The sequence below is a fragment of the Streptococcus sp. 29887 genome (assembly GCF_032595075.1).
Lineage (GTDB): Bacteria > Bacillota > Bacilli > Lactobacillales > Streptococcaceae > Streptococcus > Streptococcus iners.
Genome location: NZ_CP118735.1, coordinates 733709 through 758958 on the forward strand (window position 1 = coordinate 733709; position 25250 = coordinate 758958).

Here is a 25250-nt window from a genome sequence, read left to right on the forward strand (position 1 = left end):
AAAAAAATCCCCTTTTTCTCTTGAAAGTGGTTTCAAAAAGTGATACACTAGAATTGGGTGAAAGCGTAATTTTCATAAAATAGAAAAGAAAAAGAAAGGAAGTAACGTCGATGATGAATACTGATGATACGGTAACGATTTATGACGTGGCCCGTGAAGCAGGCGTATCCATGGCAACAGTATCGCGTGTTGTGAATGGGAATAAAAATGTCAAGGAAAATACTCGTAAGAAAGTATTGGAAGTGATTGACCGCTTGGACTATCGTCCAAATGCGGTAGCTAGGGGATTAGCAAGTAAGAAAACGACAACAGTGGGGGTTGTCATTCCAAATATTGCTAATGCTTATTTTGCGACCTTGGCTAAAGGGATTGATGATATTGCGGATATGTATAAGTACAATATTGTCCTTGCCAATAGCGATGAAAATGATGAGAAGGAGATTAACGTAGTCAATACCCTCTTCTCTAAACAGGTGGATGGTATCATTTTCATGGGCTATCATTTGACAGACAAGATTCGTGCTGAGTTTTCACGTTCTCGGACACCGATCGTTTTAGCAGGTACAGTGGATTTAGAACACCAGTTGCCAAGTGTCAACATTGACTATGCAGCGGCGAGTGCGGATGCTGTCCATCTCCTTGCTAAAAACAACAAGAAAATTGCCTTTGTATCAGGTCCGCTTGTGGACGACATCAATGGTAAGGTTCGTCTAGCAGGCTACAAGCAAGGATTGAAGGACAATGGTATTGACTTCAACGAAGGTCTTGTTTTCGAGTCTAAGTACAAGTATGAAGAAGGCTACGCCCTGGCAGAACGTATTCTAAATGCAGGAGCAACAGCAGCCTATGTTGCTGAAGATGAGATTGCAGCAGGTTTGTTAAATGGTATTAGCGACAAGGGAATTAAGGTACCAGAGGAATTTGAAATTGTGACTAGTGATGATTCTTTGGTTACAAAATTCACCAGTCCAAATCTAACCTCTATCAACCAGCCACTCTATGATATTGGTGCCATTGCTATGCGGATGTTGACCAAAATCATGCACAAGGAAGACTTGGATAACCGCGAAGTTATTCTTAACCACGGTCTTAAAATCCGTAAGTCTACCAAGTAATAGCTACAAAGAGAGACCATCATGCTTGATGTTGAGGCCAAGTCCAAGGCATCTAAGCTGATGGTCTTTTTATAAATCCTTGGTTTTGGATAGGAAAAATGGTCAAAAAGGGATATAATATAGAGTATGAAGGTTTTATTGTATCTTGAAGGAAAAACAGTTTTAGAAAAATCGGGTATCGGTCGGGCTCTTCATCATCAGATGGAAGCCTTGGATATGGCTGGTATTCCCTATACGACCGATTTATTGGGGGACTATGATGTGGTTCATATCAATACCTACGGTCCTCGCTCCTGGTTCTTGCTTCATGCAGCCAAGCGTCGTGGGAAAAAGGTCATTTTACACGGACATTCGACCAAGGAAGATTTCCAAAATTCCTTTATTGGCTCCAATTTTCTAGCTCCCTTGGTTGGGAAGTATTTGACCAGTATGTACCAGAAAGCTGACTTTATTATTACTCCCTCCGCCTATTCAAAAAAGCTAATCCAGTCTTATGGAGTGACTACTCCGATTGTTGCAGTATCAAATGGAATTGATTTGGATAAGTATAAGAAAGATCCCCATAAGGAAGCTGTGTTTAGGGAGCATTTTGGCATTGAGGAAGGTCAGCCAGTTGTTGTCTGCGCAGGTCTTTACTTCCGCCGGAAAGGAATTGAGGACTTTGTCAAGGTTGCAGAGAAGATGCCTCATGTCCGCTTTATTTGGCTGGGTTCTATCAATAAATGGATGATTCCGTCCTATATTCGCAAGATTGTAGAAGGTGACCATCCGGCTAATGTTGAGTTTCCTGGTTATTTTAAGGGGGCAGTTTTTCAGGGTGCAATGAGCGGAGCGGATGCCTTTTTCTTTCCTTCTCACGAAGAAACGGAAGGGATTGTAGTTCTGGAAGCTCTTGCCAGCCGCCAGCATGTCGTACTGCGAGATATTCCTGTCTATGAAGGCTGGATTGATGAAACCAGTGCAGAGTTGGGGCAAACGGTGGATGATTTCGTTGCCTCTATTCAAAAGATTTTAGATAAGCAAGTAGATAAACGAGAAGCGGGCTATCAAGTCGCCGTTAGTCGATCAATTGATCAAGTTGGTCATCAATTGGTAGAGGCCTATCGTCAAGTATTGGAGATGTAGATGAGGATTGGACTGTTTACGGATACCTATTTTCCACAGGTTTCAGGGGTTGCGACCTCTATTCGTACCTTAAAAACAGAGTTGGAGAAGCTAGGTCATACGGTATTTATTTTTACAACAACAGATGAGGATGTCAATCGCTATGAAGATTGGGATATTATTCGTATTCCCAGTGTTCCATTTTTTGCCTTTAAAGATAGGCGAGTGGCCTATGCAGGCTTTACAGACGCCTTGAAGATTGCTAGCCGGTACAAGCTAGATATTATTCATACCCATACAGAGTTCGCCTTGGGGATTTTGGGTAAGATGGTGGCTAGAGAACTAGGCATTCCAGTTGTCCATACCTACCATACCCAGTATGAAGATTATGTGCATTATATTGCTAAGGGGCGGATTATTCGTCCAGGCATGATTAAGTATTTTGTTCGGGCCTATTTGCGTGATTTAGATGGGGTTATCTGTCCTAGCGAAATTGTGGAAGATTTGTTGACCGGCTACGATATTCCGATTTCCAAACGGGTCATTCCTACTGGCATTGATTTGGCTAAGTTTGAACGACCAGAGATTTCGGGAGAGGATACGGCTGAATTGCGGTCACAACTGGGAATTGAAACCGATGAAACTATGTTGCTCAGTCTGTCACGGATTTCCCATGAAAAAAATATTCAGGCCATTATTAAGGCCATGCCGAAAATTCTTTCGGAAAATCCCAAGGTCAAATTGGTCATTGTTGGTGGTGGGCCCTATGCAGCTGCTTTGGAGGACTTGATTGCTGAACTGGCTTTGGAAGAACATGTTCAGTTAACAGGGATGATTGCGCCAAGTGATACTGCCCTTTACTACAAGGCTGCAGATTTCTTTATCTCCGCCTCGACTAGTGAAACACAGGGCTTGACCTTCTTAGAAAGCCTGGCTTCAGGAACTCCGATTTTAGCCCATGTCAATCCCTATTTGAAGAATGTGGTAACGGATAAGATGTTTGGAACCCTCTTTATTCGTGAGCAGGAATTGGCTGATGCAGTAGTAGAAGCCATTGTTGCAACACCGCCAATGAATGCGCATGTTTTGAATAAGAAGTTATATGAAATTTCTTCAACAAATTTTGGTCGTCGTGTCTACGAATATTACTTAGATTTGAAAATTTCCTATGATTTCCGTAGGGAACACACCAATCAGGATACGGTAGCAGAAGCAATTTTGAAGGAAACCATTTACTTACCCCAAAAAATTGTTGTCAAGTCAACGGATACGACTGTGAAGATTTTGAAAAAATCTGTTGAGCAGGTCAAATCCATTCGGAATTTCTTTGACTGAGTGGATGCTTGGAATAGTTTATTCTAAAGATATTACTTGGGTAGTTCCATCCTTCATTTGCTAGTCAAAAAGAGGTTTCTTATGAATAAAAAGATGAAAATAGGCTTGCTTTATACTTTGATTATTTTATTCTTTTATGTTGGTATCTATGGTCTTGCTTCTTTTTTAGATACTTATCTTGCCAAGGCCTTGATTGTCAACAATATTCTTTTTTATACTCCACTAGGCTTATTCATCTTAGGCCTGATTGATGGTCATGGTTATGGTTTTTCCGTAAGGGTTCCTGTCCTAGCCTTTCTCCTCTTTCCTCTTACTATTTTTAATTTTGGAGAGTGGATCTGGTACTATCAGGTCATCTATAGTCTGTGTGCGGTGGTCGGATGGTTGTTAGGCGCTCTGCTATGCCACATAAAAAATAAAAGTCTTTGAAAAAATGGAAAAAGGTGGTATAATACCACTTAGAGACTTATCAATTCTAGGAAATCTTTGAGAGAGTGTGCGGTGGGTGCAAGCACATAGAGGATAGGATTGACACTACTCGGTATGATTTTATGCAAACATAAAAGGGTGGTTCCCTTATCGCCAATCTGAGGTAGTCAGGCTTTTCGGTGTGACTGCGAATGAAGGTGGAACCACGTTACGACGTCCTTTTGCGAGGGCGTCGTATTTTCTGTTGGAGGAGGACTGATGCTACCTGATGATTTATTAAGACGGTGTCAAGATGTGCGTCGTGCTTACAGAGAGTTGGAAGTCAAGCACCATGAGAAAGAGTGGTCCGTCGAGGAGGACCTCTTGGCTCTGACCAATGATATTGGCAACATGAACCGTCTCATTATGACCAAGCAGGGTCGTTACTATGACGAAACGCCCTATACTTTGGAGCATAAATTGGCTGAAAATATCTGGTGGTTGATTGAATTGGCCGACCGCCTGGATATTGATATTCAAAAAGAAATGGAAACCTTTTTAACTCAGAAAGAAGAGTTATTGGGGATTAAAAAATAAATAAAAAAATAGAAAGGACTAGGGCATCCGTATTTGGTTGAACTGAATACGGGCTACGGACTAGGCCAAAAAGATAAACGAGAACTAGACGCTTGCGTCGTCGTTCTGTTTCCTATTTTGTCTGTGTCCGCTTAACGCCCTTTATATCTTATATTATGATTAAAATTACTTTCCCAGATGGTGCTGTTCGTGAGTACCAAGCTGGTGTGACAACTTTTGAAATTGCGGAGAGTATCAGCAAGTCTTTGGCGAAAAAGGCGCTTGCTGGTAAGTTCAATGGTAAATTGATTGACACCACTCGTGCTATTGAAGAGGACGGTACGCTTGAAATCGTAACGCCTGATCATGAGGATGCTTTGCCTATCTTGCGTCATTCAGCAGCCCACTTGTTTGCCCAAGCGGCTCGTCGCCTTTTCCCAGACATCAAGTTGGGGGTTGGTCCAGCCATTCAGGACGGTTTCTACTATGATACGGACAATGCTGCTGGTCAGATTTCAAATGAAGACCTGCCACGTATTCAGGAAGAAATGGCTAAAATTGTCAAGGAAAACTTCCCTTCTGAACGCCGTGAGGTGACTAAGGAAGAAGCTCTTGAAATTTTCAAAAATGATCCATACAAGCTGGAACTCATTCAAGAACATTCTGATGATGAAGGCGGTTTGACCATCTATACCCAAGGCGAATACGTGGACCTCTGCCGTGGCCCACACGTTCCGTCAACAGGCCGTATCCAGATTTTTGAATTGCTCAACGTGGCTGGTGCTTACTGGCGTGGTAAGAGCGAAAATCCAATGATGCAACGGGTCTATGGTACGGCTTGGTTTGATAAGAAAGACCTCAAGGCTTACCTTCAAATGCGTGAGGAAGCCAAAGAGCGTGACCACCGTAAACTTGGTAAGGAATTGGATCTCTTCATGATCAGCCAAGAAGTTGGCCAAGGTTTACCATTCTGGTTGCCAAACGGAGCGACTATCCGTCGTACCTTGGAGCGTTACATTACAGATAAAGAGTTGGCTTCAGGTTACCAGCACGTTTATACGCCACCATTGGCTTCTGTTGAACTCTATAAGACTTCAGGTCACTGGGAGCATTACTCAGAAGATATGTTCCCAACTATGGACATGGGTGACGGTGAAGAGTTCGTGCTTCGTCCGATGAACTGTCCGCACCACATTCAAGTTTACAAAAACCATGTGCGTTCATACCGTGAGTTGCCAGTACGTATCGCTGAGCTTGGTATGATGCACCGCTATGAAAAATCTGGTGCATTGACTGGCTTGCAACGGGTGCGTGAGATGACTCTTAACGACGGTCATATTTTCGTGACACCTGAGCAAATCCAAGAAGAGTTTAAAAAAGCTCTCCAGTTGATTATTGATGTGTACGCAGATTTCAACCTAAACGACTACCGTTTCCGCCTGTCTTATCGTGATCCAGAGGACAAAGAGAAGTACTACGATAACGATGAGATGTGGGAAAATGCCCAGCGTATGCTGAAAGGTGCCATGGATGAAATGGGTGTGGATTACTTTGAAGCAGAGGGTGAAGCAGCCTTCTACGGTCCGAAATTGGATATCCAGGTGAAAACTGCCCTTGGTAACGAAGAAACCCTGTCAACTATTCAGTTAGACTTCCTCTTGCCAGAACGCTTTGGTTTGACTTATATCGGTGCTGATGGTGAGGAGCACCGCCCAGTCATGATTCACCGTGGTGTGATTTCAACTATGGAACGCTTCACAGCTATCTTGATTGAAACCTACAAAGGTGCCTTCCCAACCTGGTTGGCCCCAACCCAAGTGACCATGATTCCAATCTCTGTGGAAGCTCATTTGGATTACGCTTGGAAGGTTGCTAAAGAATTGCAAGACCGTGGCGTTCGCGTACACGTAGATGAGCGGAACGAGAAGATGCAGTACAAGATCCGTCAGAGCCAGACCAGCAAGATTCCATACCAGCTCATCGTCGGTGACAAGGAAATGGAAGACAATGCTGTCAACGTTCGTCGCTACGGAAGCAAGGCAACACAGACCCAGTCTGTGGCAGAATTTGTGGACCATATCCTAGCAGATATTGCCCGTAAGTCAAGACCTGCTGAAGCAGCTGAATAATAATGGCTCTTTGTCAACTGTAGTGGGTAGATGAAAAGCTAACACCTAGAGAGGACGAACTTCGTTCTCTCTTTCTTTATGTTCAAAGCAATCAAAATGCGTTTTTTAAAATTTTCAAAGTTCCTAAAACCAAAGGCATTTCTCTTAATGACTTTGATGAGATTGTTGGTAGCTTCCAGTTTGGCGTTGGAATAAGGCAATTCCAGGGCGTTTAAAACCTTGTCTTTATCCTTTAGAAATGTCTTAAATACCGTCTGGAAAATAGGATTAACATTGGCCATTTCCTGTTCAATAAGGTCAAAGAAATGAACTGAGTTTTTCTCTTGGAAATGGAACAAGAGAAATTGATAGAGTTCATAGTGCTGTCGGAGTTCATCTGAGTAGGATAGGAGTTTTTCTAGAATTTCCTTGTTAGTCAAGTGCATGCGAAACATAGGGCGATAAAATCGTTTATCGCTGAGTTTACGGCCATCTTGTTGAATCAATTTCCAGTAACGTTTCAAGGCTCGGTATTCGTGCGATTTTCTGTCGAATTGATTCATGATTTGAATGCGGACACGGTTCATAGCACGGCTGAGGTGTTGTACGATATGAAAGCGGTCAAGGACGATTTTAGCATGCGGAAAAAGCTGTTTAGCCAATTGGTAGTATGGACTAAACATGTCCATAGTGATAACTTTAACGCGGTTTCTAGCCTGTCTGGAATAGCGTAGGAAGTGGTTTCTAATCGTGGCTTGCGTGCGTCCATCGAGGATAGAGATGACTTTTAGCGAGTCGAAATCCTGAGCGATGAAACTCATTTTTCCCTTCTTGAAGCCGTACTCATCCCAGCTCATATTCTCAGGCAACCAATTCCAGTCGGATTTAAATTGGAACTCATTTAGCTTGCGAATGACGGTTGAGGTAGAGACGGCAAGGCGCTTAGCGATATCGGTCATAGACTGTTTTTCAATGAGAAGTTGAGCGATTTTCTGGTGAACGATGTTTGCGATTTGGTGGTTCTTCTTGACCAGAGGAGTTTCAGCGACAGCCATTTTTCCGCAGTCTTTGCACTTGAAACGGCGCTTTTTCAGGCGAATGAGAGTTCGGTAGCCAGCACACTCCAGATAAGGGATTTTAGAAGCTTTCTGGAAGTCGTATTTGTCCATCTGTCCCTTGCAGGCAGGACATTTAGGAGGCTCGTAATCCAAGTAACCATGAAGTTCTTTGTGCGTTCCCATATTGTATTCATCAGTGATAATAATATTTTTGTCTTTTATTCCGAGAAAATTTGTGATAAGATTTAGTTGTTCCATATGAGTCTTTCTAATGAGTTGTTTAGTCGCTTTTCATTATAGGTCATATGGGACTTTTTTTCTATACTCAAAAAAGCTCCATAATTTCCATGGTGGATTTACCCACTACAGAAATTATAGAGCCATAATAATTATAAGGAGAAGTCCGAAAGGGCTTCTTTTTTGGTATAATAGTCAAGGAAAGAGGTGCTTAAATGAAAAGGATAATGAAGTTTATTGTAGGTCTTATATTAGGAATTATTGGTTTCTTTGGCATTTTGTTGCTTTGTCTATTGTTGCTCTTTAGTCCCAAAGTGGCTACTCGAGAGGAATTGATATCGTATCAGACGATGCTTGAACAGGGTATGGAGTCATATGGTTTCACTGGTAAGGTGGAGTTGACAAAATTTCGTCCTATAACCATTGGTAACCCATGGGATGTTCTAGAGTATGATTATACTGAGGTTATAGATGGTCAGTCAATTACACTTCAATCCTCTGATACTTTGGTCAATAACCGAATTGAAGGACAGGAGGCGTTAAATGGATTACTAAATATGACAGTCTATTTTAATGATAGTCCAAGCGGAATGTTGTATCAATTTGATGGTATCGTTGACCAAGCTATGTGGCATCAGCCGAGAGGTAAATATTTGCTGAATCAGGCACAGCAGATATTTAAATTGATGGAAGAAAAAGATTTCACTTTGTTTGAAGTGGATGGTAGGCTTGAAACTCAGGATGAAAAACTGATAAAGTTTTATAAAAAGGTAGAGGAAAATCGCTATAATGGTCGGGCTTTTGCAGGTTTTTATGATATAAATTTGGACTGGCTCATGGAGGAAGAAATGGCGGTAATTGAAGTTGAATTTTTTAATAAGAAGGACCTTGGTTTAGAAAATGACTTACTGGAGGAAGATAAATTACTAGCTGATTTAAAACAGAAAGTCGAAACATTTGACTATTCTAATGTGGAAGACGGAACCTACAGAATTGGTTTTCGTAGACCTGGAGTGCAGTCGACAAGTTTTTTCGTAACAATCAAGGTAAAAGATCATCGTCATTCATTCTTAAAATAGTTGTTACAAACACAAAAACTCCCAACCAAGTGGCTGGGAGTTTTGGTAGTACTCAATGAAAATCAAAATCAAGTCAACAACGACTGAGTTTGATTTTCGAAGAGTATTATTCAATACTGCTCGCCCAAGACTTGGCCACATAACGTGACAGGCTTGAGATAGCAAAGTTGATGACAAAGTAGATGAGAGCAACCATGAGATAGAGGGCAAAGACTTGTTCAGCTTCAAAATGGCGTCCCATGAGGATTTGGCTAGCACCGAAAAGCTCTTGCAAAGCGATAACGGAGTAGAGGAAACTGGTATCCTTGATAACCGTCACAATCTGCGAGATGATAGCTGGTAGCATCTTACGAATGGCCTGAGGCATGATGATATAGACCATGATTTGTACTGGGGTAAAACCCTGTGACAAACCAGCTTCAGTCTGGCCCGGTCCGATGGCGTTTAGACCACCACGGATAATCTCGGCCATAGCTGCCGTGGTAAAAATAGTAAAGGCAGTAATACCGGCAGGCGTTGACTTCATTTGGAAGACCAAGAAGACTGTGAAAATCCAGAGCAAGTTGGGTACATTTCGCACAAATTCAATATAAATCGTTGCAATCCACTTGAAGAGTGGATTTTTTCCATTTCGCATGATGGCTAAAATCATTCCGAAGAGAACTGAAAGAACCACCGAAATACTAGAGATATAAAGGGTTAACTTCAAACCACTCCACAAGAGTTGGAAGGTTGAAGGCTTGAGTAATTCTAAAACATAATTCATTGTTCAACCTCCTTAGTGTGAAAAGGTAGCCTTGTTTTTCTCTTCGATATGGCGGCCCCAGCTTGCAACTGGGAAACACATACAGAAATAGAGGAAAGCAGCTCCTGCAAAGGCTGGGATGTAGTTGGCATTCATGGCAGACCATGATTTTGTCATAAACATGATGTCAGCACCAGATATAATAGCAACTGTTGCCGTATTCTTAATCAAGTTTACCACTTGGTTAGTTAATGGAGGTAGGATTGTTGGAATAGCCTGTGGCAAGATGATGATTCGCATGGTTTCAGACTGGGTAAAACCTTGTGAGAGTGCGGCTTCAGTCTGGCCAGTCGGCACAGCCTCAATCCCTGCACGGATGACCTCTGCGATATAGGCACCGTGGTAAAGTCCCACACAGATAACAGCTGTCCAGTAGATGGATGGCATGAGGATGTAGTTAGAAATCAAGGGCAAGCCATAATAAACAATCATGAACTGAACCAAGAGCGGAGTGTTTTGGAAGTATTCTACATAGACACGAGCTAGCACCTTTAAAAGCTTGTTCTTGCTAGAAGATAGGCTGCCAAAAAGTATGCCTAGTAACATGGCTGTGATAAAAGCCCCAATAGCAATGGCTAGGGTGAAGAGGAAGCCTTGGAAGAAGAGAGGGAAGTCATTGAAATAACTAACCCAGTTTTCCCAAGCATAGGGACTTGTAGTCAAGATAGTCATAAAATTTTCCCTTTCTATTCGTCGGTTTCTGTTACAGGCTTCAAGCCATTGGCATCATAGATAGCCTGTAAACTGCCATCATTATGCCAAGTTTCAATAAGAGAATTTAGATAGGCATTCAAATCTTTGTTTGACAGTTTAGTGGCGATACCATAGTCAGATGCAGAGAAGCTGAAGTCCAGTAATTTAGACTTAGAACCAATGTAGCCTGATAGGATGGATTGGTCTACGGAGAAGCTATCAATACGATGGGCACGAAGCGATACAGAAAGTTCAGGATAGGAACCTAATTCCGCAAATGAAACAGAGATACCATATTTATCAGCTAAGTCAGTAATCAATTTACGGGTGATAGAGCCTTGTGCAACCCCAACAGTCTTTCCGTCTAAGTCGGTGAAGGTTTCAATGCCGCTATCTTTGTTGACTAATAAACCTACAGCATCTGTGTAGTAAGGGTTTGTAAAGTTGTAAAGCAACTTCCGCTCATCGGTAATAGTGAAGGTTGCGATGACCATGTCTACTTGACCATTATCCAAGAGCGGTCCTCGAGTTTGGGCTGTTACAGGGGTGAATTCAATATCCACTCCCAACTCATCAGCAATTTTACGAGCGATGTCGATTTCCATACCCTCAAATTCATAAGTATCCGGATTTTTAAAGCCAAAGTTAGGGACGTCCTGTTTCACTCCGACACGGAGCACGCCTCTGTCAATGATGGCTTGAACCTGATCGCTATTAGTAATAGGGGCAGGTGTTTCTGTTTGGACAACGGTTTGATTGATATGGATAAAGAACAGCGTTAAGATGCTGATGATAGCAAGCCTGACGGCTAAAAATAGATTGACTTTTTTATCTGTCATAAGCAACCTCCTAGAGTTTGACCTTGTCTGATTCGTGGTTGATAATCTTGCTGAGGAACTGTTTAGCACGAGGTTCAGTAGGATTGTCAAAGAAGCCATTGACATCGGTTGTATCAACCAATACTTCCCCCTCAGCCATGAAGATGATTCGGTCAGCAACTTCACGAGCAAAGCCCATTTCGTGGGTTACGACAATCATATTCATTCCATCGCGAGCCAATTTTTGCATAACTGCAAGAACATCGCCGATTGTTTCTGGGTCAAGGGCAGAAGTTGGTTCGTCAAATAGGAGCAATTCTGGGTGCATAGCTAGTCCGCGGGCGATGGCAACACGTTGCTTTTGACCACCCGATAGCATGGCAGGGTAGGAATCTTTACGGTCCCAGAGGTTTACGAATTCAAGGTATTTCTTGGCGGTCTTCTCAGCAGTAGCCTTATCAATGCCTAAAACCTTAATCGGCGCCAAGGTAACATTTTCTAACACAGTTTTATGTGGATAGAGATTGAAGTGTTGGAAAACCATGCCGACTTCCTTGCGAAGAGCTAACAATTCTTTGACAGATGAGCCGGATACGGTATGCCCATTGACAACAAGGCTACCTTGATCGACAGTTTCTAGTCCATTGATAGTCCGAATAAGAGTTGATTTACCAGAACCGGATGGTCCAAGGAGAACAACAACCTGTCCAGGTTCGAATTCCAAGTTAATATTGCGAAGGGCGTGGTAGTCGCCATAGTATTTGTTTACATCTTTAAATTCTACTAAAGCCATAGTAATCTCCTTTTGGTGTAAGATAATAGCATGATATCACTCCCTATATTAAAAGTCAAGCAAATTCAGACAATTTAATATAGAACGTGTAAGAAAATGTAACATAACTGTGTTAGTTAACTCTGGTTATGAATTTTTTAAGTAAGTTTGATATAATAGAAGAAATAAAGATAATTAAGGTAAGAAATTATGAGAAAAATTTTGATTGTAGATGATGAGAAACCCATCTCAGACATTATTAAATTTAATATGACCCGTGAGGGCTATGAAGTCGTGACGGCTTTTGATGGTCGGGAAGCCTTGGCGGTTTTTGAAGCTGAATTTCCAGATATTGTGATTTTGGATTTGATGCTACCAGAGTTGGATGGTTTAGAAGTTGCTCGGACCATCCGTAAGACCAGCAATGTTCCCATTATTATGCTGTCTGCCAAGGATAGTGAGTTTGACAAGGTGATTGGACTTGAGATTGGGGCAGATGACTATGTGACCAAGCCTTTCTCTAATCGTGAATTGCAGGCGCGTGTCAAGGCTCTCTTGCGTAGAAGCGAATTGTCAGAAACACAGATGTCCGTTGAGAATACTGGTAGTCCTGAATTGGTCATCGGGGACTTGGTCATTTTGCCAGATGCCTTTGTTGCTAAGAAGCATGGCAAAGAATTGGAATTAACCCACCGTGAGTTTGAATTGTTGCATCATTTAGCTAAGCATTTGGGGCAAGTTATGACCCGGGAGCATTTGCTAGAAACGGTTTGGGGCTATGACTATTTTGGAGATGTGCGTACGGTGGACGTGACTATTCGCCGCTTGCGTGAAAAGATTGAAGATACACCAAGCCGACCGGAATATATTTTGACCCGTCGTGGTGTAGGATACTTTATCAAGGGAAATGATTAATCAATTACGTTATTTAATGACAACAGCAGAGTTTTGGTTTGTTGTTATTCTCATTGGTTTTTTGATTGCATTGACGGTCTTGTTGATTGAAAACCATAGGGATAATAAGCAAATCAAACAGCTCAATCAGCGTGTGAAAGCCTTGATGGATGGTGATTATTCAGAAGTCTTGGACATGAGGGGAAGTCCGGAAATTACGGACATGGCCAACTCGCTCAATGATCTGTCGGAAGTCATCCGTCTAACTCATGATAGCTTAGAACAGGAGAAAACCCGTCTGAGTTCTATCCTTTCTTATATGAGTGATGGGGTCATTGCGACGGACCGAGTTGGTCGGATTATCATGATCAATGATATGGCACAAAAGCAACTGGGGCTAGCTGGAAAGAAACAAGAAACCTTGCAGATTTTAGATGTGTTGGATATTAAGGACCGCTATAGTCTGCGTGATTTGTTGGCACAGACACCTGAGATTGTTTTGGACCATGCCAATGAGAACCAGGAGTTTTTAACACTTCGAGCCAATTTTGCGACTATCCGGAGTGAGAGTGGCTTGATTTCTGGTCTTGTTGTTGTCTTGCATGATATGACCGAGCAGGCTAAGGAGGAACGGGAACGCCGTCTATTTGTATCTAATGTCAGTCACGAACTCCGTACACCTTTGACATCCGTCAAATCCTATTTAGAAGCCCTAGATGAGGGAGCCTTGACGGAATCAGTTGCACCTAGTTTTGTCAAGGTCTCCCTTGATGAAACCAATCGCATGATGCGGATGATCACGGACTTGCTCAGTCTATCAAGGATTGATAACCAGGTTGGTCAAATAGATGTCGAACTAATCAACTTTACAGCCTTTGTGACCTTTATCCTTAACCGTTTTGACCAGATGAAAAATGCTGAGTCAGATAAGGTTTATACCATTGTGCGTGACTATCAAATCAGTCCTATTTGGGTGGAGCTAGATACGGATAAGATGACCCAGGTGCTAGACAATATATTGAACAATGCTATCAAGTATTCGCCTGATGGTGGTACTATTACCTTCGGTATGAAAACGACGGATAGTCAGTTGATTGTATCCATTTCTGATGAAGGGTTAGGCATTCCAAAGGCTGACCTACCTAAGATCTTTGACCGATTTTATCGTGTGGATAAGGCTCGTTCGCGTGCCCAGGGTGGTACCGGTCTAGGTTTGGCCATTGCCAAGGAAATCGTCAAGCAACACAAGGGCTTCATTTGGGCCAAGAGTGAATATGGACATGGCTCAACCTTTACCATCGTCTTGCCATACAGTAAGGATATTACAATGGATGAATGGGATGATTCAGATGGAGAAGAATAGGGGAATATGATCGGAAAAGGATTTAATTACAGTATTTTAGCTTCAGGATCAAGTGGGAATTGCTTTTATTTGGAAACGGATAAGAAGAAGATCTTGGTAGATGCTGGTTTATCAGGAAAAAAGATTACCAGCCTTTTGGCAGAAATTGACCGCAAGCCAGAAGATATTGATGCTATCTTAGTAACGCATGAACATAGTGACCATATCCATGGTATCGGTGTTCTGGCGCGTAAATATGGCATGGACATTTATGCCAATGAGTTGACCTGGCAGGCAATGGAAAGCAAATTGGGGAAGATTGACCAGGTTCAAAAACATATCTTTGAATTGGGGGCTATGAAGACCTTTGGTGACCTAGATATTGAGTCGTTTGGTGTTAGCCATGATGCGGCTTGTCCTCAATTTTACCGCTTTATGAAGGATGATAAGTCCTTTGTCATGTTAACGGATACAGGCTATGTCAGCGATCGAATGGCTGGGATTGTGGCGAATGCAGATGCCTATTTGATTGAGTCTAATCATGATGTTGAAATCTTGCGTGCGGGTTCTTACTCTTGGAACCTCAAGCAACGGATTTTGTCGGATAAGGGCCACCTTTGTAACGAGGATGGTGCAGATGCCATGATTCGCTCGCTGGGAAATCGGACTAAAAAGATTTACCTTGGGCATTTATCAAAGGAAAACAATATCAAGGAATTGGCTCACATGACCATGGTTAATCAGTTGGCGCAGGCTGATTTAGGAGTTGGAGTGGATTTTCAGGTCTATGATACCTCGCCAGATACAGCGACACCCTTGACCAAGATTTGACAAATTCATAGAATTTATTTAGAATAAATATATAAAATACGTGAGGTGAAGTTGCATGAATAATTAAGCTGCTTATTAGTCGTTCTTAAAACTTGTTGAAAATCAATTATTTGATAATTTAGTCTTTTAGTACTTGCTCCAACAGTCTAGGAATAGACTGTTGGAGGTCGTAAATAGAGCGAATGATGTTCGCACCAAAAGCTGCAGGCTGCTTGTACAGTCGAGTGACTGTACAAGGTTGGAGATAGCACTTGCGAAGCAAGTTACTTCTACATAGTACGGCAAAGCGAGTTCAAACAATCCAGTGGAATGTTTGAAGTTGGAAATAAGGAAACGATGTTTCCTTTTACGTCGAAGTAATAAAAGATAAACTAAATGACTACACAAGGGATAAGACTGCTCATAAGGGCTTAGTATTCGTGTGACTTTTTCCATTGGAAAGGGTCATGTTTTGCATGGCTTTTTTGTATGCACTTTTTGAAGAATAGAAGCCCTTTTTGTGAAGAAAAGAGGTCTATATGGAAATGATAAAATGTATTCAATTAGAGAAGGAATTTGCGGGACGTAGATTGTTCACAATCAAGCAGTTAAGCCTTCAAGCTGGTCAAAAGGTTGGTTTGGTTGGAAATAATGGTGTTGGCAAGTCTACTTTTTTGAAAATCTTACTAGGACTGGATAGGGATTTTGCTGGTCAGATTGAGGTAAAAGCAGACTGGGCCTATGTACCCCAGTTACAGGATAGGAGCTCGCTTTCAGGTGGGGAACAGGTTTGGAAGTCTATTCAAGAGGCATTTGCCCAAAGACCACAGTTGTTAATCATGGATGAACCGACAGCCAATCTGGATCAAGAACACCAGGAAAAGCTGATCAAGCAAATCAAACGTTTTCGTGGCAGTTTACTGCTTGTCAGTCATGATCGGTATTTTCTCAATCAAATAGCCAGTCATATCTGGCATTTAGAAGAAGGAAAGGTTCAGGTTTATCCTGGGAATTACGAGGCATTTGTAGAAAGTCGCCGGGCTAGACGAGAAGGACAGCAGGAGGCCTATGAAGCCTATCAGAAAAAAGTTGCCCAACTGAAAAAAGCTCAACATGAACGTCAAGCCAAGGCTCAGAAGATGGGGAAGAAAAAGAAAGGTGTTTCATCGTCTGAGTGGAAGGTTAATGCTATGATGGGTTCCTATGATAGTCAAGCCAAGTCTATGGCCAAGACTGCCAAGCATTTGGAAAAACGGATAGAGCGTTTGGACAAGGTTGAACAACCGAGAAAGGAAAGGTGGGTAAAGATGGAAGCGAAAGGTGCCTTGGATACGGGTCTTCACAGTCTCTTTCGCTTGCAGGCTGGTCAGCTCTGGATTGAGGAAACCTATTTATTTGATTTTCCTCAACTTGGCATGACTTTTGGGGATAAACTAGCTTTGGTTGGGTCAAATGGTACTGGGAAAACCAGTTTTGTTCGGAAATTGATTTCAAAAGAATTAGAAGGCTATTACAATCCAAAATTAAAAATTGCCTATTTCTCCCAGGATTTGACCAGTCTCAATGAAGAGGAAACAGCCTTTGTGAATGCTAGCTCGACGTCGCTTCAAGATAGGATAACGGTTCTCAATTTATTAGGCATGTTGGGACTTTCTTATGATAAGGTCCAGCAGAAGGTGGCAAATTTATCTGGTGGTGAACGTGTTCGGCTTTCCTTGGCCAAAGTACTATTGACTGATGCTAATCTCTTGATTTTAGATGAGCCGACTAATTTTTTAGATCTGACAGCTATTGAAGCCCTGGAAAGATTTTTGAAGGAATACCAGGGAAGTATCTTGGTGATCTCTCATGACCAAGACTTTGTGGATAAGGTCGCAACAAGTAAGTGGTGGATAAAGGATGGTAGCTTAATAGACTAGAAAAAATTTCTCAAAAGGAAGCTAGGTCTAAAAAATATTTTTTTCCTGTGGTATAATAAGAAGGATATTTCTAGAATGAGGTCGGTGAATTGAAAAAAAGACAGGAACATTTGGTGGAGAATAATGGGAATTTTATTTCCATCCGCTTGAATATTTTATTTTCTATCGTTATTTTCTTATTTTTGGTCTTGATTTTGCGTTTGGCAGACATGCAGATTGTCAATCATGATTTTTATAGCAATAAGTTATCAACTGCTAGCCAAAAGATTATCAGCAATGGATCGGTTCGTGGGCAGATTTATGATGCGCAAGGTAAGCCGCTTGTGGAAAATCAGATTCAACAGGTCGTTTCCTTTACCCGTTCCAATAAGATGTCAGCCCAGGAAATGAAGGAAGTAGCAAATAAGCTCTTGCAATGGGTCAAGGTGTCTGATGTTTCGGTAACGGAACGGGACAAGGCAGATTATTATTTGGCAGATACAGAGGTCTATAAGCAGGTTGTAGAGAAGCTGCCAAAAGATAAACTCTATGATTCGGATGGCAATTATCTGGAAGAAGCAACTATCTATGCCAATGCTGTTGAAAGTTTGTCTGAAGATGTGTTGAATTATTCGGAACAGGAAAATCAGGCCATAGAACTATTTAAGCAAATGAATGGTGCTGCTTACTTCGCAACAGTAAACCTGGTAACAGACTCCTTGTCCGCAGAGCAGGTGGCTCATATTGTTGCCAACGAATCTCAACTGCCTGGTATTTCTACGACCAATAACTGGCAGCGGAATATCCTACCGACCTCCTTGAGTTCGGTTATTGGAACGGTAACAAGTGAACAGGCAGGTTTGCCAGCCGAAGATGCAGAGTATTATTTGTCTAAAGGCTATTCGCCAAATGACCGAGTGGGAACTGCCTACCTCGAAAAGCAGTATGAAGAAGTCCTACAAGGACAACGTGAGAAAAAGGAAATCAATCTGGACCGAAATGGTAATGTGGAGAGTATTAAGACCATCCAAGAGGGTCAGCAAGGAAACAATATTAAACTAACCATTGATTTGGCCTTTCAAGATGGTGTCAATGCGATTCTAAAAAAATATTTTGAGAGTGAGTTGTCAACAGGAAGTGCACTTTATTCAGAAGGTGTTTATGCAGTTGCATTAAATCCTTCTACAGGTGCAGTGCTTGCTATGTCAGGATATAGTCATGAAAAAGGGACGACTACGATTACTGAAGATGCTCTTGGCACCATCACAAGCGTCTTTACACCAGGTTCTATTGTCAAGGGTGCAACTATTTCATCTGGTTGGGAGAATGGCATTATCTCAGGAAATCAGGTATTATTAGATGAACCGATTTATTTTGCAGGTTCAGCACCAATTACATCTTGGTGGGCCTATGGTAGTTTTAATATTGATGCGACAGAGGCTCTGGAATATTCTTCTAACGTCTACATGGTTAAGATTGCTTTGGGACTACTTGGTCAGACCTACTCAGCTAACATGTATTTGAATGATGGCGATACATTGACAAATGCCATGACTAAGCTTCGTTCGACTTTTGCAGAGTATGGTTTAGGTGCGTCAACAGGAATTGACTTACCACTTGAATCAACAGGTTTCTTACCAGAAGAATATTCCACCGCAAACTTTATTATGAATGCATTTGGACAGTTTGATAACTATACACCGATGCAGATGGCTCAATATGTAGCGACAGTAGCAAATAATGGAAAAAGGATTTCTCCTCATCTTGTAGAAGGTATCTATGGAAATAATCCCCAAGGTGGATTGGGAGATTTGATTGAAACAGTTTCTGGTAAAGAGATGAATCAAGTCAATATTTCAGCTGATGAAATGGCTCTCCTTCGTCAAGGATTTTATCAACTTGTAAATGGTGGAGGACGATTTAATACAGGTAGTGCTATCGGTCGTGGTGCGGCCGTGACCATCAGTGCCAAGACTGGTACTGCCGAAACTTATACTACAACTCCTTCAGGTGAAGTAGTAACTGCAGTAAATACCAACGTTGTTGCCTATGCACCTAGTGATAATCCACAAATCGCAGTTGCAGTCGTACTTCCAAACTTGACTAACGAAAATTCTACAACAAAAGCAATTACAACAGAAATCATTAATTTATACAATTCACTTTACCCAATGAACTAAGGAGAATTATGCTATATCCTACACCCATTGCCAAGTTGATTGACAGTTACTCCAAATTACCAGGAATCGGTATTAAGACAGCTACGCGGCTGGCCTTCTATACCATTGGTATGGAAGATGATGTGGTCAATGAATTTGCAAAAAATCTCTTGGCTGCCAAGAGGGATTTGACCTATTGTTCGGTTTGTGGCAATCTGACAGACCAGGACCCTTGCGGTATTTGTCAAGATAGCAGTCGTGACCAGTCGACTATTTTAATTGTAGAAGACAGTCGAGATGTGACAGCCTTGGAAAATATCCAAGAATACCACGGTCTTTACCATGTCTTGCATGGCTTGATTTCCCCGATGAATGGTATTGGACCAGACGATATTAACCTCAAAACCCTTCTTACTCGTTTGATGGATAACGAGGTGACAGAGGTGATTGTGGCCACCAATGCAACAGCGGATGGAGAAGCGACTGCCATGTATATTTCCCGTGTGCTTAAACCAGCAGGGATCAAGGTTACTCGCCTGGCACGTGGTCTGGCTGTCGGAAGCGATATTGAGTATGCAGATGAAGTGACTCTGCTAAGAGCCATTCAAAATAGAACAGAATTGTAGTTTTTATCCATCAGAAAAGGCTTCAAATTCAAAAATATGCTATACTAAGTGTAGATTATCTAAGTTAGAAGAGGAATGTTTATGTCAAAAGAAACCCTTGTTTTACTTTATGGTGGCCGTTCGGCAGAGCGTGAAGTATCTGTATTGTCTGCAGAAAGTGTCATGCGTGCCATCAATTATGATAAATTTTTTGTAAAAACTTACTTCATCACTCAGACTGGTGATTTCATCAAAACACAAGAATTTAGCCAAACACCAGCTGCTGATGAAAAACTCATGACCAATGCGACTATCCTTGCAGACCAGCAAGTGCGTCCAAGCGATATTTACGAAGAAAATGCCGTTGTTTTCCCTGTTCTCCATGGACCTATGGGAGAAGATGGCTCTATCCAAGGCTTTTTGGAAGTGCTTCGTATGCCTTACGTTGGTACCAATATCTTGTCTTCGAGCGTTGCCATGGATAAGATTACAACCAAGCGTGTGTTGGAATCTGCTGGTATTGCCCAGGTGCCTTATGTGGCGGTTATTGAGGGCGAGAATATTGAGGCAAAAATTGCTGAAATTGAAAACAAATTGACCTACCCAGTCTTTGTTAAGCCGGCCAATATGGGCTCAAGTGTTGGTATCTCTAAGGCGGAGGACCTAGCAGGTTTGCAAGCGGCGCTTGACTTGGCCTTCAAGTATGACAGTCGTGTTCTTGTTGAGCAGGGTGTCAATGCGCGTGAGATTGAGGTTGGTTTATTGGGAAATGCTGACGTGAAAACGACACTCCCTGGCGAAGTAGTCAAAGACGTTGCTTTTTATGACTACGATGCCAAATACATCGACAACAAGATTACTATGGAAATCCCAGCTAAGATTGACGAGGCGATTATGGATATCATGCGTGACAATGCTGCCAAGGCCTTCCGTGCTATCGGTGGTTGCGGTCTTTCTCGCTGTGATTTCTTCCTGACAGAAGAGGGTGACATCTTCCTCAACGAGCTCAATACTATGCCAGGTTTTACCCAGTGGTCTATGTACCCACTTCTTTGGGACAACATGGGATTGGCTTATTCAGACCTGATTGAAGAGTTAGTCAGCTTGGCTAAGGAAATGTTTGAAAAACGCGAAAGCCATTTGATTTAATTCGTTTGAAAAAGGTTGGAGAAAATCCAATCTTTTTCTTGCAAAGGGGGTCAAATAGGAATAGAATGGGGACAAGTATCTGGAGGTGTTTATGTATCAAACGACAGTAAAAGGAGAAGGTCTATTTCAGGCCCTTTCTCAAGGCTACGGGGACCCCGTTCGTACTTTTGGTGTGACTGATAAGGGAGAAACGCCTGTTAGTCTAGTCAATATCGGCTTGGCTGCCTGTGTGACCATGTGTGTGCAGGGCTATTATGCCAGCCAAGAGGGCAATAAAACTATGCCTGTTCAAGTGGCTTGCCAGTTGGAAGACAGAAAATTTGATCTGAAAATTGCCTTGGCTGAGCAGGTTTCAGCCGAAAAGCAGGCAGCAATCTTGGCCTATGTTGACCAAAAGTGTCGGGTTAAAGCCCTCTTGCGTGAAGATATCAGCTATCATGTCGAGTTTGATTTGTTAGACTAGGATGAACTTTTTTTCACATGAGCTAAAAAATGATATAATAGAGAGAGCGAAAGCTCTTTTTTAGTTTATCGTCATTTAGTTTATCTTTTATTACGTCGTTAACTCACCTTGCCTAACTTCAGTTATGCCTGCGGCTCGTTGCCTAGTACTAAAAGTAAACTAAAAGACTATATTGGAGAAAATAATGAAATTAACCCTACACGAAGTCGCTCAGGTCTTGGGTGCAAAAAATAATATTAGTCTTTATCCCGATAGAGCCCTTAACAAGGTGGAGTTCGACAGTCGCCTGATTACAGAAGGGGATCTTTTTGTTCCCCTCAAGGGAGCGCGTGACGGTCATGACTTTATCCCTGTAGCTTTTGAAAATGGCTGCGCGGTAACCCTGTCTGAAGTCAGCCTTGATCTTCCCCACATTCTAGTGGACGACTGCCTGGCTGCCCTACAAAAATTAGCGACCTACTACCTAGAAAAAACGGGAGTAGAAGTCATTGCGGTAACTGGTTCAAATGGTAAAACGACTACCAAGGATATGATCCACGATATCCTAGCAACCACCTACAAGACCTACAAAACTCAGGGGAACTATAATAACGAAATCGGACTTCCTTACACAGTTCTCCATATGCCAGATGATACGGAAAAACTGGTTTTGGAAATGGGACAAGACCACTTGGGAGATATTCATCTCTTGTCTGAAATTGCCAAACCAAGCCTGTCAGTTATTACTCTTTTTGGGGAAGCGCATTTGGAATTTTTCGGTTCACGAGAAGAGATTGCCAAAGGCAAATTGCAGATTGCAGACGGTATGATAGATGGTAGTAAACTTCTAATTCCTGCAGATCCGATTGCGGATAGCTTCTTACCTAGTCATGTAGAGCTCGTTCGCTTCGGCGAGCAGGCAGACTTGCAGGTGACTAGTCTGGTCGAGAGCAAGGATAGCTTGACTTTTACCGTCAACTTTATGGACGGTGACATTTTCCTACCAGTAACGGGCAAGTACAATGCCACCAATGCCATGGTAGCGAGCTATGTGGGCAAGACCTTGGGTGTGCCTGATGAAGCAATCAAGTCAGCCCTTGCCAGTCTGAACTTGACCCGCAACCGTACGGAGTGGAAGAAGGCGGCAAATGGAGCAGATATTCTCAGCGACGTTTACAATGCTAATCCAACAGCCATGCGCTTGATTTTAGAAACCTTCTCTAGTATTCCAGCCAATGAAGGCGGTAAGAAAATTGCTGTGTTAGCAGACATGAAAGAACTTGGCAGTCAGTCGGTTGAGCTTCATAATCAGATGATTTTGAGCCTGTCACCAGATGTGCTAGATACCGTCATTTTCTACGGTCAGGACATTGAAGGCTTGTCCCAGCTAGCTAGTCAGATGTTCCCGATTGGAAAAGTCTATTTCTTTAGGAAAAATGCGGAGCAGGACCAATTTGAAGAACTGGTTAAACAGGTTAGGGAGTGTCTAGGAAAAGACGACCAAATCCTCTTCAAAGGCTCCAACTCCATGAAACTTGGAAAAGTGGTGGAAGAATTAGCAAAATAGTAAGAATAGGATTGAATTTCTTTTGCAAAAATGCGGAGAAGTTCAATCATTTTTATTTGTTCAAGACCTTGAAAAGTATGTATATATTTTATAAAATATATAATAACAATATACAAAAAGAGGTTGAGATGAAGGATTCAAATTTACAAACGATAGTCATTTCCTTGAGTCTAGCTAATAATTGGGAAGAAGCTAGGCAGGAATGGACAAGGGTAAAGCTAGAAAAAATTGATAAGGCCATGGAAAGCAAGTGTTTATGTGGTAAGGCTCACTTGCAGAAAGTCTATTCTGTTTCTCGTACAGATCTTAGTAATATAAAGCTATCACCAATTGGATCCTCTTGTATCAAAAAATTTCAAAATAAGGAACTGACAAAGAGTTTGAAGAAGGCAGAGCGAGAATATCGTTTGCGGTCCAACTCTGACTTTTCAAGCCTCAAAGAAATAATGGACTTGGATAGTTTAGATGAATACTATCAGAAGGGCTATTTTAAGGCAGATAGGGGCAATCGCTATAATCCTTGGAATGATTACCAGCTATTTAAACTGGCCTTGAGTGGAAAACAATCGGAACGACAGCTTGCCTTTCATAAGATGGAGCGTATCCTCTATGTGGTTAATGATTATTTACGACCTGAATTGAATCAAGTTTTTGATGTAGAAGTCTATTTAAAAAAGCTTAGAAGGTGGAAACTGCACGAGCGAGTTGCTGCTGCATTGCGTAAAAATGCCCTTGAACGAGAGAAATTGCTAGCTAAGAGGGAAAGAGAGGCAGAGCGTGAGCGACAAAGACAACTTGACTTGAAGAGATGGGCTCAGAAAAAGCAGGATTTACTAGCCTGGCTAGATGGACAATTCGATGAAGAGTCAATTGCTTTGAAGAACTCGCTTGATTCCCAAACGGAAGATAGAGAAATCTGTCATAAAATAGAAGACCATCAAAAATTTCTTGAACGAAAAGAAGCACAGGAAAGATTGGCTATCGCGGAACTCGAGCGAAAACAGGCTCGTGTGAAGAGTTTGTGTGATTGGCTCCATTCGCAGAATCGACTGGATGACCTGAAAACAGTTCAGACTATTGAAAGCCTCGATAATCAACTGTTCATGCTTGAAAAGTGGCATTCAGACTATGTACATCATCGTCGGATGGAACAACGACAACAAGATGAGTTGTTATGTGTTGTTTTAGAATTGAGAAGACAGGTGAAAAAATATTATCCCTATACTGAACGAGCTAAGAAATGTATTGAATTTGTGGATAGTTTGGATGGTTTGCAAGAGCAGCGTGATTGGTTGCAACGATTTCTGAAATTGATGAAGAAAAGTGGTTTTTAAAATGTGTAGTCTGTTGTTGCAAGTTTTAAATTGAGTGATATTCAATTTTCTTGGTTAACCTTGTAAACATTTATACAATTTGATATACTATATTTGATTTGAATGGTTAGAAAGGATTTAGGGGGAGAAAGTATGAATGATTTTTTTACTAATCAAGTTTCGCATGGCCCGCATCTAGGGTTATTTACTCACCTTGGCTTGTTGCTACCGCTTTTTATCTTGCTTTACTTGACCACGCGATATTATACTAAAACTTGGTTTAATCGTTTGTTTTGGACAATTTTACTTTTTCAAGTGGTTAGTCTATATACTTGGTATATTTGGTCCGATTGGTCCCTTTCTGAAAGTTTACCCTTTTATCATTGTCGACTAGCCATATTATTTTTACTGTTTGCTAGGAAGGGAGATTTGAAACTCTACTTTTCCTATCTTGGTCTCATTGGTTCCTTGGTGGCTTTTATTTACCCGGTCTTCGATCCCTTTCCTTTTCCACATCTGACCTTCTTTACCTTTGTGGTTGGTCATTATGCTTTAGCAGTGTTGTGTTTGTCTTATATTTTGACAGAGGGACATCAATTCAGTCTTTCAAGACGGGAGCGTTTGTCACTGACAGTCATGCTTCATCTGGTCATGCTTTTTGTTAATTGGTTGACAAAAGGTAATTATGGTTATTTGACTCGCTTACCCATAGTCAATAGCCAAGGGACTTGGTTCAATTTTGTCCTACTTTCACTAATAATATCATGTTTAATTAGTTCTGTTCAGGTAGGGTTCCAATTATATTGGAAAAAGAAATTAGTCTATCTACTCCAAGATTGATTTTCCAAGTGTTTGAAAAATTCCATTATTTCCGATATAATAAGAGAGTTGCAGTAGTTGCTCTCTTTTTTTGTACTCTTTTGATTTGATAGGCAAAAGAAGAAGTCAGCTCTGCTATGGACC

General features: G+C 41.7%; 23 protein-coding genes. 18 read left to right on the forward strand and 5 right to left on the reverse strand.

Annotated features, from left to right (window positions below):
• Positions 1-113: 113 nt before the first annotated feature.
• From ccpA to thrS, 6 genes are all read left to right on the forward strand, one after another.
• Positions 114-1115, forward strand: a complete 1002-nt coding sequence (gene ccpA, locus PW252_RS03915; RefSeq protein ID WP_248051560.1) for a catabolite control protein A — start codon at positions 114-116, stop codon at positions 1113-1115.
• Positions 1116-1241: 126 nt separating this feature from the next.
• Positions 1242-2240 carry an LTA glycolipid anchor biosynthesis glycosyltransferase, IagA/BgsA family gene (locus tag PW252_RS03920; protein ID WP_248051548.1) on the forward strand — a complete coding sequence of 333 codons (999 nt, stop codon included), beginning with the start codon at positions 1242-1244 and terminating at the stop codon, positions 2238-2240.
• Positions 2241-3554 (forward strand): glycosyltransferase family 4 protein, encoded by a 1314-nt coding sequence (locus PW252_RS03925; protein ID WP_248051551.1) that lies wholly within the window; start codon positions 2241-2243, stop codon positions 3552-3554.
• A gap of 81 nt (positions 3555-3635) precedes the next feature.
• A complete protein-coding gene (locus PW252_RS03930) occupies positions 3636-3983 on the forward strand; it encodes a hypothetical protein (RefSeq protein ID WP_248051553.1) in 348 nt (115 codons plus the stop codon).
• 258 nt (positions 3984-4241) lie between these two features.
• A complete protein-coding gene (locus tag PW252_RS03935; protein ID WP_248051555.1) occupies positions 4242-4559 on the forward strand; it encodes a nucleoside triphosphate pyrophosphohydrolase family protein in 318 nt (105 codons plus the stop codon).
• Between the two features lie 155 nt (positions 4560-4714).
• On the forward strand, positions 4715-6667 hold the full coding sequence (gene thrS / locus PW252_RS03940; RefSeq protein WP_248051557.1) for a threonine--tRNA ligase: 1953 nt from the start codon (positions 4715-4717) through the stop codon (positions 6665-6667).
• Between the two features lie 38 nt (positions 6668-6705).
• Here the strand turns inward: thrS and PW252_RS03945 are convergent, their stop codons facing one another.
• On the reverse strand, positions 6706-7962 hold the full coding sequence (locus tag PW252_RS03945) for an ISL3 family transposase (RefSeq protein ID WP_248043812.1): 1257 nt from the start codon (positions 7960-7962) through the stop codon (positions 6706-6708).
• Positions 7963-8156: 194 nt separating this feature from the next.
• Between PW252_RS03945 and PW252_RS03950 the strand changes: the two genes are divergently transcribed.
• The gene (locus tag PW252_RS03950) at positions 8157-9020 is read left to right on the forward strand and encodes a hypothetical protein (protein ID WP_248051382.1); all 864 of its coding nucleotides are present in this window, start codon (positions 8157-8159) and stop codon (positions 9018-9020) included.
• A gap of 106 nt (positions 9021-9126) precedes the next feature.
• Here the strand turns inward: PW252_RS03950 and PW252_RS03955 are convergent, their stop codons facing one another.
• From PW252_RS03955 to PW252_RS03970, 4 genes are read right to left on the reverse strand one after another with little or no spacing between them, the layout of a single operon-like run.
• Positions 9127-9786 (reverse strand): amino acid ABC transporter permease, encoded by a 660-nt coding sequence (locus tag PW252_RS03955; RefSeq protein ID WP_105125585.1) that lies wholly within the window; start codon positions 9784-9786, stop codon positions 9127-9129.
• Positions 9787-9798: 12 nt separating this feature from the next.
• Positions 9799-10497, reverse strand: a complete 699-nt coding sequence (locus PW252_RS03960; RefSeq protein ID WP_248051384.1) for an amino acid ABC transporter permease — start codon at positions 10495-10497, stop codon at positions 9799-9801.
• Between the two features lie 14 nt (positions 10498-10511).
• Entirely contained in the window at positions 10512-11357 is an 846-nt protein-coding gene (locus PW252_RS03965; RefSeq protein ID WP_248051386.1) for a transporter substrate-binding domain-containing protein, read from the reverse strand.
• 10 nt (positions 11358-11367) lie between these two features.
• Complete coding sequence (locus PW252_RS03970) at positions 11368-12129, reverse strand: amino acid ABC transporter ATP-binding protein (RefSeq protein WP_248051388.1); 762 nt, start codon at positions 12127-12129, stop codon at positions 11368-11370.
• A 189-nt stretch (positions 12130-12318) separates the two neighbouring features.
• Between PW252_RS03970 and yycF the strand changes: the two genes are divergently transcribed.
• The 11 genes from yycF (at position 12319) to PW252_RS04025 (ending at position 25127) form a co-directional block, all read left to right on the forward strand.
• Positions 12319-13023, forward strand: a complete 705-nt coding sequence (gene yycF / locus PW252_RS03975) for a response regulator YycF (protein WP_105114647.1) — start codon at positions 12319-12321, stop codon at positions 13021-13023.
• Positions 13016-14365 carry a cell wall metabolism sensor histidine kinase VicK gene (gene vicK / locus PW252_RS03980; protein ID WP_172049898.1) on the forward strand — a complete coding sequence of 450 codons (1350 nt, stop codon included), beginning with the start codon at positions 13016-13018 and terminating at the stop codon, positions 14363-14365. The genes yycF and vicK overlap by 8 nt, the downstream gene beginning before the upstream one ends.
• Positions 14366-14371: 6 nt before the next feature.
• Positions 14372-15175, forward strand: a complete 804-nt coding sequence (locus PW252_RS03985; RefSeq protein ID WP_248045053.1) for an MBL fold metallo-hydrolase — start codon at positions 14372-14374, stop codon at positions 15173-15175.
• Positions 15176-15693: 518 nt separating this feature from the next.
• Positions 15694-17073 (forward strand): ABC-F type ribosomal protection protein Vga(F), encoded by a 1380-nt coding sequence (gene vga(F) / locus PW252_RS03990; RefSeq protein ID WP_248051391.1) that lies wholly within the window; start codon positions 15694-15696, stop codon positions 17071-17073.
• A gap of 113 nt (positions 17074-17186) precedes the next feature.
• On the forward strand, positions 17187-19232 hold the full coding sequence (gene pbp2b, locus PW252_RS03995) for a penicillin-binding protein PBP2B (protein ID WP_398582953.1): 2046 nt from the start codon (positions 17187-17189) through the stop codon (positions 19230-19232).
• Positions 19233-19240: 8 nt separating this feature from the next.
• The gene (recR, locus tag PW252_RS04000; protein ID WP_248051394.1) at positions 19241-19837 is read left to right on the forward strand and encodes a recombination mediator RecR; all 597 of its coding nucleotides are present in this window, start codon (positions 19241-19243) and stop codon (positions 19835-19837) included.
• Positions 19838-19918: 81 nt separating this feature from the next.
• Entirely contained in the window at positions 19919-20965 is a 1047-nt protein-coding gene (locus tag PW252_RS04005) for a D-alanine--D-alanine ligase (protein WP_248051396.1), read from the forward strand.
• 91 nt (positions 20966-21056) lie between these two features.
• Positions 21057-21428 (forward strand): OsmC family protein, encoded by a 372-nt coding sequence (locus PW252_RS04010; protein WP_248045021.1) that lies wholly within the window; start codon positions 21057-21059, stop codon positions 21426-21428.
• 184 nt (positions 21429-21612) lie between these two features.
• On the forward strand, positions 21613-22974 hold the full coding sequence (locus tag PW252_RS04015) for a UDP-N-acetylmuramoyl-tripeptide--D-alanyl-D-alanine ligase (protein WP_248051399.1): 1362 nt from the start codon (positions 21613-21615) through the stop codon (positions 22972-22974).
• Positions 22975-23102: 128 nt separating this feature from the next.
• Positions 23103-24308: a hypothetical protein gene (locus PW252_RS04020; protein WP_248051401.1), complete on the forward strand. Its 1206-nt coding sequence runs from the start codon at positions 23103-23105 to the stop codon at positions 24306-24308.
• A gap of 132 nt (positions 24309-24440) precedes the next feature.
• A complete protein-coding gene (locus tag PW252_RS04025; RefSeq protein WP_172091630.1) occupies positions 24441-25127 on the forward strand; it encodes a YwaF family protein in 687 nt (228 codons plus the stop codon).
• The last annotated feature ends 123 nt before the right edge of the window (positions 25128-25250 follow it).